The 13,802-nt window shown below is 34.7% G+C and carries 14 protein-coding genes, 2 tRNA genes and 2 other annotated features; of the genes, 12 read left to right on the top strand and 4 right to left on the bottom strand.

What is annotated here, in order from left to right; translation table 11 throughout:
• Positions 1-551: 551 nt before the first annotated feature.
• Entirely contained in the window at positions 552-845 is a 294-nt protein-coding gene (locus IGJ02_RS11980; RefSeq protein WP_430602132.1) for a hypothetical protein, read from the top strand.
• Positions 846-1,095: 250 nt separating this feature from the next.
• On the opposite strand, the gene IGJ02_RS11975 is transcribed toward IGJ02_RS11980, so the two are convergent.
• Positions 1,096-1,986: an NlpC/P60 family protein gene (locus IGJ02_RS11975; RefSeq protein ID WP_430602131.1), complete on the bottom strand. Its 891-nt coding sequence runs from the start codon at positions 1,984-1,986 to the stop codon at positions 1,096-1,098.
• Between the two features lie 366 nt (positions 1,987-2,352).
• On the opposite strand from IGJ02_RS11975, the gene IGJ02_RS11970 reads away from it, so the two are divergent.
• The 5 genes from IGJ02_RS11970 to IGJ02_RS11950 all read left to right on the top strand — a co-directional run bounded on the left by IGJ02_RS11970 (position 2,353) and on the right by IGJ02_RS11950 (position 6,425).
• The gene (locus IGJ02_RS11970; protein ID WP_430602130.1) at positions 2,353-2,934 is read left to right on the top strand and encodes a TetR/AcrR family transcriptional regulator; all 582 of its coding nucleotides are present in this window, start codon (positions 2,353-2,355) and stop codon (positions 2,932-2,934) included.
• Positions 2,935-3,077: 143 nt separating this feature from the next.
• Complete coding sequence (locus IGJ02_RS11965) at positions 3,078-4,169, top strand: ABC transporter permease (protein ID WP_430602129.1); 1,092 nt, start codon at positions 3,078-3,080, stop codon at positions 4,167-4,169.
• 4 nt (positions 4,170-4,173) lie between these two features.
• Entirely contained in the window at positions 4,174-4,845 is a 672-nt protein-coding gene (locus IGJ02_RS11960) for an ABC transporter ATP-binding protein (protein ID WP_010762975.1), read from the top strand.
• 179 nt (positions 4,846-5,024) lie between these two features.
• On the top strand, positions 5,025-5,315 hold the full coding sequence (locus tag IGJ02_RS11955) for a hypothetical protein (RefSeq protein ID WP_430602128.1): 291 nt from the start codon (positions 5,025-5,027) through the stop codon (positions 5,313-5,315).
• Between the two features lie 141 nt (positions 5,316-5,456).
• A complete protein-coding gene (locus IGJ02_RS11950; RefSeq protein WP_010762977.1) occupies positions 5,457-6,425 on the top strand; it encodes a tetratricopeptide repeat protein in 969 nt (322 codons plus the stop codon).
• Positions 6,426-6,984: 559 nt separating this feature from the next.
• Here IGJ02_RS11950 and IGJ02_RS11945 read toward each other — a convergent pair.
• Positions 6,985-7,056, bottom strand: a tRNA-Arg gene (locus IGJ02_RS11945).
• A gap of 59 nt (positions 7,057-7,115) precedes the next feature.
• On the opposite strand from IGJ02_RS11945, the gene rpoN reads away from it, so the two are divergent.
• On the top strand, positions 7,116-8,441 hold the full coding sequence (gene rpoN / locus IGJ02_RS11940; protein ID WP_430602127.1) for an RNA polymerase factor sigma-54: 1,326 nt from the start codon (positions 7,116-7,118) through the stop codon (positions 8,439-8,441).
• A 60-nt stretch (positions 8,442-8,501) separates the two neighbouring features.
• Here rpoN and IGJ02_RS11935 read toward each other — a convergent pair whose 3' ends face one another.
• On the bottom strand, positions 8,502-8,996 hold the full coding sequence (locus tag IGJ02_RS11935; RefSeq protein WP_430602126.1) for a GNAT family N-acetyltransferase: 495 nt from the start codon (positions 8,994-8,996) through the stop codon (positions 8,502-8,504).
• An 85-nt stretch (positions 8,997-9,081) separates the two neighbouring features.
• Positions 9,082-9,154 (bottom strand) — tRNA-Thr (locus IGJ02_RS11930).
• 193 nt (positions 9,155-9,347) lie between these two features.
• Between IGJ02_RS11930 and IGJ02_RS11925 the strand changes: the two genes are divergently transcribed.
• From IGJ02_RS11925 to IGJ02_RS11905, 5 genes are all read left to right on the top strand, one after another.
• Complete coding sequence (locus IGJ02_RS11925; RefSeq protein WP_430602125.1) at positions 9,348-9,608, top strand: zinc-ribbon domain-containing protein; 261 nt, start codon at positions 9,348-9,350, stop codon at positions 9,606-9,608.
• Between the two features lie 66 nt (positions 9,609-9,674).
• Positions 9,675-9,909 (top strand) — a binding site (T-box leader).
• Between the two features lie 93 nt (positions 9,910-10,002).
• Positions 10,003-10,254, top strand: a binding site (T-box leader).
• Positions 10,255-10,321: 67 nt separating this feature from the next.
• Entirely contained in the window at positions 10,322-11,170 is an 849-nt protein-coding gene (locus tag IGJ02_RS11920; RefSeq protein WP_010762981.1) for a MetQ/NlpA family ABC transporter substrate-binding protein, read from the top strand.
• The gene (locus IGJ02_RS11915) at positions 11,167-12,237 is read left to right on the top strand and encodes a methionine ABC transporter ATP-binding protein (RefSeq protein ID WP_430602124.1); all 1,071 of its coding nucleotides are present in this window, start codon (positions 11,167-11,169) and stop codon (positions 12,235-12,237) included. Before IGJ02_RS11920 ends, IGJ02_RS11915 begins: the two co-directional genes overlap by 4 nt.
• A gap of 26 nt (positions 12,238-12,263) precedes the next feature.
• Positions 12,264-12,944, top strand: coding sequence for a methionine ABC transporter permease (locus IGJ02_RS11910; protein ID WP_430602123.1), 681 nt, complete (start codon positions 12,264-12,266; stop codon positions 12,942-12,944).
• Between the two features lie 23 nt (positions 12,945-12,967).
• Positions 12,968-13,801 (top strand): MetQ/NlpA family ABC transporter substrate-binding protein, encoded by an 834-nt coding sequence (locus tag IGJ02_RS11905; protein WP_430602122.1) that lies wholly within the window; start codon positions 12,968-12,970, stop codon positions 13,799-13,801.
• Position 13,802: the final 1 nt, after the last annotated feature.

The following is a 13,802-nucleotide window of genomic DNA, read 5'->3' as shown; positions in this document are numbered from 1 at the left end:
TATTTTCCTATTTTTCTGTCAGAGCCGTACGAGCCTGATCAGCTTTTATATTATTGAGCTTCGCAGGCTAGCTCTTCGGAAAAAAGATAAAATCTGATTGTGGCAAAGAGCGCCACCTTTCTATTTTCCTATTTTTCTGTCAGGGCCGTACGAGCCTGATCAGCTTTTATATTATTGAGCTTCGCAGGCTAGCTCTTCGGAAAAAAGATAAAATCTGATTGTGGCAAAGAGCGCCACCCTCCTATTTTCCTATTTTTCTGTCAGAGCCGTACGAGCCTGATCAGCTTTTATATTATTGAGCTTCGCAGGCTAGCTCTTCGGAAAAAAGATAAAATCTGATTGTGGCAAAGAGCGCCACCTTTCTATTTTCTTATTTTTCTGTCAGAGCTGTACGAGCCTGATCAGCTTTTATATTATTGAGCTTCGCAGGCTAGCTCTTCGGAAAAAAGATAAAATCTGATTGTGGCAAAGAGCGCCACCTTTCTATTTTCTTATTTTTCTGTCAGAGCTGTACGAGCCTGATCAGCTTTAAAATTAGGAGGAATCAAGAAATGAAAAAGATAATTAGTGGATTATTTGTAGCAGTGTTTGTAGGAGGATTAAGTTTTGTTACTGTTAGTGAGGCAGTTAAAAGTCCAAATTCTAACCATAGGTATGATAAAAAAATTGAACTAGAGCAGGAAATGGATGCAGATGAATTGAAGAAAAAAGAAGAGAACGAAATTAAAAAAAATAAAGAGGAATCTAGGGAATATTTATATAGTAGAAAAGAAAATCATCGTGGAAATTATAGGGGAGAGATGAGACAAAGACATCATGGTGAAATGAATAATTCTTGTTGGTAAGACGTGAAAAAGTGCTGAATAAAAAAATATTCCCCTATCTGAGAGATAGAGGGAACACAAATCAAATTACACACAATAATAAAATACCATACTTTCTCATAATTCTCAACAATTTCGATTTTTAGATAAAAAAATGAGAGATTTTAGATAGGAAAGATATTTTAGTAATGAGATTCTGTTTTCCTTTAAAATAGTTAGAAAAAATCATTGCTTTCGAAAAAGAAGCAATGATTTTTTCAGTAGTTCTATTTTATAAAACTTTTACAGCAAAGTCAGGAGAATAAGAAGCAATTGTTGCGACTTGTACAACATCGCCTGGAACAGGTGCATGAATGTATGAACCATCACCAGTCGAAATCCCTACGTGGTAAGTTCCGCCATGACTGCCCCAAAAAACTAAATCCCCAGCTTGGGCTTCTGCTACTGAAATTGTAACCCCAGCTGTTTCTTGGTCAACAGTGGTTCGACCGATAGTACGTCCAGCAGAGGCAAAAGCGACTTGAACTAAGCCTGAGCAATCAAATGCGTCAGGACCTGCAGCGCCGTAAACATATGGTTTACCTAAATGCGTTTTTGCTGCAGCGACAATAGCTGAACGTGTATCTAGTTGTTTTACTTGCTCTGTTTTTTGTTTACTGACTTGAGCGATTTTTTCAGATAGCTGAGTTTCTTGTTTAGCTGTTTCTGACTCTTGCTTTGAAATACTTTTGCTGTCTGATTCGAGTGAAAGTCGTTTTTGCTTTAATTCCGTTAATTGTGATTTTTTCTCGGTTGCGGAATTTTCTTTGACAGTTAGCGGTGAAAAGTGTGCCTTAAGTATCACGGTATGGTCATTATCAGGTTCTGATGTTTCAGAAATCGTACCAATTGGTTCAAGTTTCTCTAATTGATCAAGGTCGACTTGGATTTTTTGGATTTTTTTCTCTACGGTAGAAAGCTGATTATTATTCTCGATTTTTTGTTCTGATAATTTCTGTTTGGTTTCTTTTAATTGCGCTAATTTTTGTGAAGATTCGGTAATCATGTTTTCTTGCTCGGATGCTTCCGTAGACGTTGCAAAAGCATGGTCACTGAGTAATAAACAAGCAGAAAGCGTTAAACAGCCGAGAAATAATTTGGTTATGAATTTATTTTTTTTCAAAAAAACTCTCCTTATGTATTCAATTTTTATATTAATTCGTCAAGATTACTTAAAATATTCTTTTACTATTTTAAGACCAGTTAACATTTAAACATAATAAGCATAAAAAGTATGTAAAAGGTGGGTTAAATGTTTGTTTCCTGATTTACAAAAAAAGTACTTTTATTTCAATTAGGCAGATTGCTGTAATATAAGTAAGATTAGATTTCAATAATGTCTGTTTTTGAAATTTTATACTGCTGAAAACCAATTTCTTTATGTGGTAACACACGCTTCTTTTTTATTGACTATCTTTTTTCCTGATTTTGATTTAAAATAGTTCATACAGTAAAAGAGCATGAACATGTGGAAAATGGGGGCAGGGCAATGAAAAAGGAAACAGTGTTTGAAATCACGCATCAATCGATTTTAGAAACCGCTAAGGAGCTTTTTTTAACAAACGGGTATAAAAATACGTCTACTCGTGACATTGCTAAGGCTGTAAATATCACACAGCCGGCTTTGTACTATCATTTTTCAAATAAAGAAGTTTTGTTTATTGAAATCAACAAACAAATTGGCAGTCAGCTGAAACATGAAATGGGACAAATACAAGATGAGCCTGATTCACTTGAAAACAAATTGATAAAATGTACGAATGCATTGCTGAATGTTTACCATAGAGATATTTTTTCGTTTATCCATCAAAGCGCCGCTGAGATGGAACAAGAAAATAAACAGCAATTGTTTTATATACTGAATGACTATTATTTAAAACCATTACAAGCTATTTTCGAAACTAGTCAAACACCCTTAAACACTATGGTATCATCGAAAAAGGCCGCCCAGTTTTATCTTATGAGCCTGTCGTTATTATTTTCAACGATCCACCAAATTTCTACAGAAAAAGAGCGTTCAGAACAGATTGCTGAACTGATGAGTATGGTTTTGCATGGTGTTTTATCTTAAAGAATTAAAATGTTTTTTATCAAGTGATAAAAAAATATTGTTTAATTCTTTTTTTCATGGTAGAATTTTTATCAAGTGATAAAAATGTTTGTTTTATTTTTTTAAGCATTTTTTTATCAACTGATAAAAAAGAGGTGGAGTCAATGTTTTTGGGTTTAGAAGAGATGAAGTATTTTAAGCTTAGGTACACATTAGTGATAGGTGTCATTGTATTGGTCGCGTATGTGGCTTTTATGCTTTCTGGTTTAGCCAATGGGCTTGCTCAAGGTGTGAGACAAGGCGTTGATCAGTGGGATGCAACGAGTATTATTTTATCTGAAGATGCGAATAAGAGTTTGAATGCTTCAAGTTTGGTTATGGATGATTTAAATCAGGTGGAAGCAGATAAAAAAGAACCACTTGGACAATACGCAGGTGCTTTAAATAAAGTCGGTCAAAACAAAGATGTGGATAAGATCAATATTTCTCTTTTTGGTGTGACTGAAAATAGTTCAATCAAACCTAAATTAGTTGAAGGACGATATTTTAAGAATTCGGGTGAAATCATCATTCCACAAAACTTGGTGGACAAAGGAATTAAGCTAGGAGATAACGTAAAAATCGGAAAGCTAGATAAAGAGTTAAAAGTTGTTGGTATCACGAAACAAAACAGCTTTAGTATCGTACCATTGATTTATACATCGTTAAATCAATGGCAAGAGCTTAAATTTGGCAAAATCATTGAAGGAACTAAAGCCCCTATCAATGGAATTGTTGTCCGTTCTACTAAAACAAATGATATCAAGTTGCAAGATACAGACGATCATTTGGCAAAATATGAAATTAACGCATTTATCGAAAAATTACCTGGCTATAGTGAGCAAAACCTTACATTAAACGCGATGATCTATTTCCTATTTGTGATTACTGCAGCAATCATTGGAATTTTTATCTACGTGATGACTTTACAAAAAACAAGTTTATTCGGCGTAATGAAAGCGCAGGGAATCTCTAATGGGTATATTATCAAATCGATCATAGCTCAGACGTTCATTTTAGGCGTGATCGGTGTCTTGATTGGTGTGGTCTTGACCTTGCTGACAAACATTGTTTTACCTTCTGCGATGCCGTTTGAATTAGATAGTATGAATTTACTGGTTTATAGTATAGTGTTGATTATCGTTGCTGTACTAGGCGGTGTTTTCTCGATCCGCACAGTGACTCACGTTGATCCAATGAAAGCGATAGGAGGGTAAGAAAATGACTGATATTTTATTAATGGATGATATTCGTAAAGATTTTGGTAAAGGCCATGCAAAAGTTGAAGCATTAAAAGGAATTGATTTAAACGTTAAAGCTGGAGAATTTGTCAGTATCATTGGCCCATCAGGTTCTGGTAAAAGTACCTTTTTGACAATTGCAGGTGGCTTACAAACACCTACGTCTGGAACTATTATGATCAACGGCAAAGATTTTACCCATTTAAATGAAAAAAAACGCTCGCGATTACGTTTTGAGGAAATAGGGTTTATTTTACAAACGTCTAATCTAATCCCGTTTTTAACGGTAGAAAATCAATTTAAATTAGTCGACAAAATTGAAAAGAAAAAGACTGAAACAAAGCGAATCAATGATTTATTAACCTCTTTAGATATTGCTGATTTAATTCACAAATTTCCAAGAGACTTGTCGGGAGGAGAACGACAACGTGTGGCTATTGCTCGCGCATTGTTCAATGAACCAAGTTTGATTTTAGCAGATGAACCAACAGCGAGTCTAGATACGGAACATGCATATGAAGTTGTAAAAATTTTGGCAAAAGAAGCACATGAAAAACAAAAAGCAACGATCATGGTCACTCATGACCCTAGAATGATCGAATGGAGCGACAATGTTTATCGTATTGAAGATGGTGAACTGACAAAAGAGTAGTAAAACAGTAGAAAAGAAGGGAAATAAACAAAAAAAGTTTATTTCCCTTCTTTTTAAATTTAAGTGTTATAAAATTTGATTTTAGGTTATGATGATAGTGGAGAAAAGTAAGTGGTTGAATATACATGTAATTGGTATAATAAAACACAGAGTCAAATAACAGAAAGTGAGGCAGCACAATGGATAATCGAGTAGAAGTAATGACATTTTCACAATTAAAAAAACGTGTGGAAGAATTGGAAGCCAATAGCGCGATTAATGATAATACCAAAGTATTTATCGATACTGGTTGGGATAGTGTTCAAGAAGTTGAGCCAAATGCTTTTCATGTAGAAGACGTTGTGGAATTCAAAGTACAAGATGAGTTGACAAAAGAATTCTATGTTGGCTATACGTTGGTAGAAAAGGCAGAACGAATGCAAGCAGAAGGTCAAGCTGAAGTAGCTGTCATTATTAGAAATTTATATTAGAATTTTCGTGATTTTTAGTATATTTCGTTTCAAGCAAAATTTTTTCCTTTTTAAGGGATACACACTATTTCCCATTTACTATCATTTATTTCGGTAAGTGTTAAAATATGGGAAATAATCATTAGGAAGGTGGCGTTTCTTTTGACGAATCAAATTCCATTTCCAAAAAACTATGAACGGTTTATTGAGCTGGGACAAGAAGCAGTAAAACAAGATAATTTGATTGAAGCAGTTGATTATTATGAACAAGCTTACGCAATACGACAGGACTTTCCGTTGAATTTAGTGTTGGTAAACATGTATTTAGAAATAGGTGAAAACGAGCAAGCTTTATCGTTAGCTTCAGAAATGAAAGAAAAATATTTTGCTTATTTAGATTATTTGGAGATTTATATCCAAATTTTGATTCAAAATAATATGTTTATCCAAGCACATAGCATTATTAATGAACGAATTTTAATGGAACAAAGCGGAGAAATGAGAAAATTGATTTCTTTAAAAAAGAAAATTCGTCATGTTGAATTGATGTATCAGCAATTTGAAGTTGGCAAAATCAAAGAATTAAAAGAAGAATTGAATCATTTGAACAGGCATAATTACTATGAACAATTAGCAATAGTAAAAAAAGCTGGACAGTTGCCGCATGATGAATTTATTGTGATCGGGAAAAAAATCTTGTTAGATGAGCAAGTACATAATTTAGTTCGATCGTGGATACTGGAAGAACTTGTAAGCCTACACGTAAAAGAAGAAGTTGAATTTTTATGGAGGGATAACAAAAAATATACAGTTATTCCAGCAGCTGTAGGTGGACCGCTGGATTGCGCAGCCTATCAAAGAATTCTTCTTTTTTTAGAAAAAGAACTAATCAATGATAATCCAATTTTATTGGTGGATATCATGGAAGAAATACGGCTGCATTTTGCACTACTTTATCCGTTAGCAGATAAAATCATTGAGGACCCGAGGCTATGGGCTATAAGTTATATCATCTCGTATAATCATTCTATTGCCCAGAAATATCAAGTTGATAAAGACGGATCAGAAATCGAAAAAATTCAGATGATTCAAAGCAAGATTCGTTTTGAACTTGAAACGATGGTTTTATAAAGATAAAAAGAAAAGAGTAAAGGGCGACTCCAAGCCCATTTACTCTTTTTTAGATAGAAATCCAGCTGCCTATTTATTTTCTAGAGCTATAACTAATAAATAATAGCAGTAAAAATGAGAGCAGAAAATATAAAATTATACCACCTTGAATAAAGGTGATGATTAAAAATAAGAGCTGATAATCAATAGCTGTAAATTGATTAAAATAACGGTTCAAAATAAATTCTGTGAGTGCTAAAAGAAGTGAAATAACTAATAGCCTTGTATGATGCTGACTCAATCCTATTCACTACCTAACTATGATATTTATCAAAGAACCATAATAACACAAAAAAATAGTCTTTTTTTATCAGATTTTAAATGGATTCAATAGATAAATGAGAGAATATAAAAAAATGTCCATAATTTGAATCTTATTGTTAAGTAGAGATTGTGACAAATAAAAAAACACTATTCACTTGTAGTGTTCAGGGGGATGTTATCTTGTTTATAGCGACATCTGATTTTAAATTATGCTATAATTCTACATGTAGCAGTAAATCAATGGTTCAAAAAATGACGCGCCCTGAGGGAATCGAACCCCCGTCTCAAGAACCGGAATCTTACGTGATATCCACTACACTAAGGGCGCAAGCACGTTTACTAGTTTAGCTGATATTTTGATAAATTACAAGGGGGAGGACAAAAATAATGAAATTTGAGCAACATCAATCACAACAACAAAAACAAGTCCAAAAACTTGCAATGACCCAACAATTACAACAATCGATTCAGATTTTACAATACAATTCAGAAGAACTTTATGCCTACATAGAAGCCAAGTCGCTAGAAAATCCTTTGATCGACATTCAAACCGAGACAAATTATGGAGATTTCCCCAGCTCTAACAGCCGAACTTATACTAATGAAGAAAACAATTACTTAAATCAAATTCCTGATAACCACATGTCGCTTTTTGAATATTTGATTGATCAAATCCATTTAAATTATCGGGATACCTATCTACGAACACTGGTTTTATTTTTAGTTGAATATATTGATTTAAATGGCTATTTGATGATTGATCTAGAGGAAGCGTCTCTAAAAACAGGAGCCAAAGCAATCGAAATGTTGGATGCTTTGACATTGATTCAGCAATTAGATCCAGCAGGAGTTGGTGCAAGAGATTTACGAGAATGTTTGTTACTGCAGGTAGAACGTGATGATACAGCGCCAGACCTAGCTTATATTGTAATTGAAGAAGAGTTTGATCATTTGGCTAATCGTAAGTGGGGATTGATCGCTAAAAAATTTGATGTAGAGCTGTCAGAGATTCAAACGATTTTTGATTACATTCAGACCTTGACCCCAGCCCCTGGAAGTATGTTTGAATCAACTTCTGGCTTATATATACGCCCAGATTTAACATTACGAATCAAGGAGAATCAATTAAAGGTTCTTTCCAATAAAACAGGTACGCCAACAATCCAGTTCCAACAAGCTTATTTTGAACGAATGGAAGCAACAGATGATAAAGAAGTTCAAGAGTACATCAAGGAAAAGAAAAACGAATTTGAATGGTTAGAAAAAACGATCTTTCAACGTGGTGATACTATTTTAAAAGTGGGCACAGAAATTGTCCAACGCCAACAGCAATTCTTTTTTAAAGAAGATCGTCCGCTAAAACCGATGACCTTAAAAGAAATTGCAGAATCATTGAAAATTCATGAATCAACCGTTAGCCGAGCAGTCAATGGCAAATATTTAGAAACAGAATTTGGTGTTTTTGAACTTCGCTCATTTTTTTCGCATGGCTTATCAAATGAAACCACAGGAGAAGAAACCTCAACAAGCAGCATCAAAAAACAATTGCAAGCTTTAGTTGATAATGAAAATAAAGCAAAACCACTTTCAGATCAGAAATTGGTAGATTTGTTGAAAAAACAAGAAATCGAAATTTCTCGTCGTACTGTAACCAAGTATCGGGAGGCTTTGGGAATCCCAGCTTCATCTAAACGAAAACGATATGATGATTAAAAAAAGCATCTAACTTTTGAGGATAGCTCAAAGAGTTAGGCGCTTTTCTTTTATCATAGATTAAGGTTGCCAAACCAAATGTTCAGAAGGTAATCCATCTTCGATTCCTTGCCAAACAGAAACGAAATGATATTTTTCTAAAAGATGCTTTGATGCACCATTTTTTGGATCGATAATGGCATAAATCGTAGCAGCAGACAATGTTTTCGATTGTTCTATAAAGTCCAATAATATCGCAATTACTTGTGTGGCATAACCTTTGCCCCAGTGTTCTGGCAACAACATATAACCGATTTCTATTTTATTTTCCTCATCCCAAGACAATTTACCAAAACCAATATAGGTTTCTTGATCAAAAATTTTGTAGTAACCAGTCTGGTCATTATGCGCTTTATTATAAGCTAAAATCTTTTTGAAATTTTCAATGGCTTCATTTTCAGGTTCTGCTTTTTCAGTGATATAACGCATGACACGAATATCTTTTGTGAGAAGGGAGTAAAGTTGTTGATCGTTTTCTTGATAGAAATCGAATGTTAAATCTTTATGATTGGTCATTCTTTTCACCTATTTTCTTTGGATTTTTATCTAATCAATATAATAAAAAAACTATATCCAATAATATTGGGTACAGTTTTCAGTAAGCCACCTGACGGATTCGAACCGTCGACCCCCACCTTACCATGGTGGTGCTCTACCAGCTGAGCTAAGGCGGCAATAATAGTAATACAGATAACAGATTACCGTAGATAGTAAGGTTTGTCAATCAATTTCCACATCCAATAGCAGATCAAGATTTTTTCCAAAATTTGTTATATAACGAAAGCACAATTTGAGTCTATATTTAATTATCTTATTGACACAATTAAGCCCCTATTGATAAACTGAAACAAAGGGGAGAAAATAAATATGTTTATTGTTTGGGGTAGCAAAGGATTTGAAAGAGATTTAGGGGATACAGTGATTCAATGTGACTGTAGTCATTGTAGCAACGAAGTAATCATGCAGGGAAAACAAATTGGACGAAAATTTACGTTATTTTGGATCCCAATTTTTAACACATCATCAAGTCATTACTTACTATGTCCAATTTGTGGATATGGAAAAGAAATGTCTAAAGATGTCTTGGAGCAGTACCTAGTTAGTCCTAGAGAAACAATTACTGAGTAAATAATAAAAAAAAGATTTGACATGTAATTTATTTTCCAGTAGAATACAACGTAACAACAAATGAATAACAGTCCGTTGAAGAGAAGAGTAAATTTGGACGTGCTTTTGTAGAGAGTCTCGGTTGGTGAAAAGAGATAAGCGCATAAGAGTTGAAGATGGTCTCAGGAGGATAAGCTGTTGATATGTAAGCAGCTTCGGGAAAGCATCCGTTATCAAAGCGACAAGTTATAAGACTTGGTCTAAGAAAAGTAATCATGATTACTTTAAAACAAAGGTGGTACCGCGATTATTCGCCCTTTACTAGCAGCAGCTGGTAGAGGGCTATTTTTATGTTCATCAAGATTAAAAGTATAAGATTAACGGAGAAAATATTGATTCTTCAAACAACTAAATAATTAAAGCAATGAGATGGAAAGTACAGATAAGACGATATCTAACAGAGAGCTTGGGTAGCTGAAAACAAGCGGTAAACGAAATCTGGAAAATGGCCATTGAGCAGCGCTTCGAGTGAGAAATTCATAAGACAGCGACGGATGCACCCGTTAATGTGCTAGAGTATAATCGATCATTGATCGACGTACTTGATGAGGATATCTATGTGAGTGGATATCAAATAGAGGTGGTAGCACGCAAAAGCGTCCTCAAATGTATAATTTTTTACATTTGAGGATGCTTTTTTCTTTTTATAAATAACAATAATGGAGGAACGATGCATGAGGAAAAAGTTTTTGAATATAGTGTTGATTTTGACGGGACTAGTCGCAATTACGGCATGCGGTCATGATGGAAATTCTGCTGTAAACAAAGAAAAAGAAGCAAAAATCATTCGAGTTGGGACTTCACCCGGTCCGTATAGCGAATTATTTTTAGAAGCAGTCAAACCCATCTTAGAAAAGGAGGGTTATCGGATAGAGCAAACCGAATTTACAGAACTAATCCAAGCAGATGTAGCCTTAACAGAGGGAGCAATTGATGTAAATGTTGACCAACATACTGCTTATCTGAATAACTTCAATGAGAACAAAGGAACTCATTTGGTTGGAATTACAGCGATTCCTACTGTTCCAGCAGGGGTGTTTCCGGGGAAAAGGGATACGTTAGATGAAGTAGAAGAAGGCGATAAAATAGGTATTCCTGATGATGCGTCAAATACTGCACGAGCCTTCAATCTTTTGCAAAAAGCAGGTTGGATCAAATTGAGAACAGGAATTGATCCAGTCAAGGCAACGAAAGAAGATATTGTTAATAATCCTAAGAATCTAGAACTGATTCAAATGTCATCGGCTCAAATTCCTAGAAGTTTAGCAGATTTAGATTTTGCGGTGATTCCAGGAAGCATTGTCTATAGTGCCAAGCTTGATCCAAAAGACAGTCTACTTTCAGAAGATGTGTTAAAAGACTATGAGTTAGTCGCAACGGTCGATGAAAAAAATTCAGAGAGCGTTTGGGCACAAGCTGTGGTGAAAGCCTATCATTCAGACGAGTTCAAAAAATACTTGAACGAACATAACCAAGGAAATTATTGGTTTATACCGAAAGAATTACAGGAGGAACAAAAATGATTGAATTAAAAAATATTAATGTCACCTTTTTTCAGAAAAAACAACAAATCGATGCAGTGAAAAATGTCTCCCTAACGATTGAAAAAGAAGATGTATTCGGCATTGTTGGCTATTCAGGGGCAGGAAAAAGTACCTTGGTTCGAGTAATCAATTTACTTCAAAGGCCAAGCTCAGGCGAAGTCATTATCAACAATAAAAATATTCTTAGTTTTTCACCTAAAGAACTAAGAGCGCAGCGTAAAAATATCGGCATGATTTTCCAGCATTTTAATTTGATGAAGGAACGAACAATTTTTGCCAATGTTGATTTTTCTCTAAAGTATTCTGGCCTTTCAAAAGAACAACGAAAAGAAAAAATTGAACGATTGCTTGAACTAGTAGGACTTTCAGAGAAAAAAGACGCTTATCCTAGCCAATTATCAGGCGGGCAAAAACAACGGGTTGCCATTGCTAGAGCATTAGCCAATGATCCGGAAATATTATTGTGTGATGAAGCAACTAGCGCATTAGATCCTAAAACAACGATTCAAATTTTAGACTTATTAAAGAAGTTAAACAAAGAGTTAGGTTTGACGATTGTTCTGATCACGCATGAAATGCAAGTTGTGAAAGAAATTTGCAACAAAGTCGCTGTGATGGAAGATGGACAGGTGATCGAAGAAAATGATATTGTGTCGATTTTCAGTCAACCTAAAGAAGCCTTGACGAAGGACTTTATCCGAACGGCAACACATATCGATCAAGCGCTAGAAACAATTATACAGCATCCAAGTTTGACAAATCTGAGTGAAAATGAAGTGTTGGTAGAATTTTCTTATGTAGGGGAGCAAACAAGCGAACCGCTGATTGCTCAACTTTATAGCAAATATCATGTGGTTACGAATATTTTATATGGAAATGTAGAAATCTTGCAGCAAGTACCAATTGGCAATTTGATCGTCATTCTTTCGGGAGAAGAACACCAACGAGAAAAAGCATTGGACTTTTTACAAAAACAAGGTGTAAAAATCAAAGTGTTGAAAAAGAAAGAACCAGAAGAAAACATCATACCTTTACATGTTATCTAAATTAAATATAAAAAGGAGCGAATTATATGAAAGACGTTTTACAAAATTATTTTCCTAATGTCTTATTACTAAAACAAGAATTTATTGATAGCACGATCGAAACACTATACATGGTTTTTTGGACAGCGATCATTGCTGGAATTTTAGGAACGCTACTTGGTGTTGTACTTGTTGCAACAGGGCCAGAAGGCATTTTAAAGAATAATGTTCTTTATAATATTTTAGAAAAAATTATCAACATCTGTAGATCCATTCCCTTTATCATCATGTTGGCATTGATCCAGCCGATCACTCGTTTTTTAACAGGAACAACGATTGGAACAACGGCTGCTTTAGTCCCGTTGGTGATAGGGGTGATTCCATTTTTTGCACGTCAAATCGAAAACGCCTTATTAGAAGTTGATCCAGGTGTGATCGAAGCAGCGGAATCAATGGGAACAAGTCCTTTGGGAATTATTTTTAGAGTTTATTTAATTGAAGGCTTACCAAGTATTATCCGCGTTTCATCTGTTACAGTCATCAATTTAATTGGTTTAACCGCAATGGCTGGCGCAATTGGCGCTGGTGGGTTAGGCAACTTAGCAATTACCAGAGGTTACAACCGATTCCAAACGGATGTGACAGTTGTCGCAACATTGATTATCTTAGTTTTAGTATTTGCCAGTCAGTTTATAAGTAACACATTGATTAAGAAAACATCACATTAAAAAAATGAAAAGAGGAAATTTAAATGAAAAAAACAATTAAAATTATTGGATTAGCTTTAACAGTTGGGTTTGTATTAGTAGGATGTTCTGCGGGGAGTGCCAAAAGTGAAAAGAATGAAGTCGTAAAATTAGGTGTTGTTGGTGCGAATAATGAAGTATTAGAATCAGTAAAGGAACGTTTGAAAGAGGATGGAATCGACCTTCAGCTTGTTGAATTTTCTGATTATACGCAACCAAATGCTGCATTAGCGGAGAAAGAAATTGATTTGAACTCATTCCAGCATCAGATTTTCTTAGATAACTATAATGCAGAACACAAAACAGAGCTTGTGTCGATCGGTAATACGGTTAGTGCGCCATTAGGTATTTATTCTTCTAAAATTAAAGATGTCAAAGAGTTAAAAAAGGGTGCTGAAATCGCAATTCCAAATGATGCGACAAATGGCGGTCGAGCGTTATTGTTATTACAAAGTGCTGGGCTAATTAAAGTGGATCCTGCGAAGAAGCAAACACCAACCGTAAGTGATGTTACAGAAAATAAATTAGATTTAAAAATAACAGAATTAGATGCATCACAAACGGCTAGAGCACTTCAAGATATCGATGCATCGGTGATCAATAGTGGAATGGCTGTAGATGCTGGTTTTGTCCCAACAAAAGATGCGATTTTCTTAGAACCTGTGGATGAAACATCAAAACCTTATGTCAATATCATTGTTGCACGTAAAGCAGATAAAGAAAATAAAACATACAATAAAGTAGTCGACACCTATCAACAAGAAGAAACAAAAAAAGTCATCGAAGAAACATCAAAAGGGTCAAGTATTCCAGCATGGGAAACATTCGGCAGAAAATAAG

This window comes from Enterococcus sp. DIV0724b (assembly GCF_050531475.1).
GTDB classification, from domain to species: Bacteria; Bacillota; Bacilli; order Lactobacillales; family Enterococcaceae; genus Enterococcus_L; species Enterococcus_L haemoperoxidus.
The sequence above is the reverse complement of the archived record's forward strand: the minus strand, read 5'-3'. Positions and strand labels throughout refer to the sequence as shown.